The 272-nt window shown below is 56.6% G+C and carries 1 protein-coding gene; it reads left to right on the forward strand.

Annotated elements, in window-relative coordinates; genetic code table 11:
* Positions 1 to 242, forward strand: a 242-nt coding sequence (locus tag ACZ2V4_RS11805; protein ID WP_490514963.1) for a hypothetical protein, incomplete at its 5' end; no start/stop codon positions are given.
* Between the last annotated feature and the right edge of the window lie 30 nt (positions 243 to 272).

A 272-nucleotide genomic window follows, 5' to 3' on the forward strand; every position in this document is an offset into this window, starting at 1 on the left:
GTCCTAAGCCGGCACCTCTGTACGACATGTACTACGGTAACGACTATTCGGAGCCCGCCATTGTCTGCCTCGAACGTGAGGATGGCACACGCTACATTCCGCCGAAACTGTGGGCCTATTCCAAGGTGCACGGCGGTTGGGTCGAAGCCGATCTGCGTGAGGGCATGTACCCAGAAAACTATGAGGATCAGGGTTACGTTGTTGCTTGGCACCCGATCCCTGACATCTCGGAGGTCCTGTGAGCCAGAACTATAGCACCCGCACTCTCTACC

The organism is Macrococcus sp. CoH-51_TC_04, assembly GCF_058188655.1.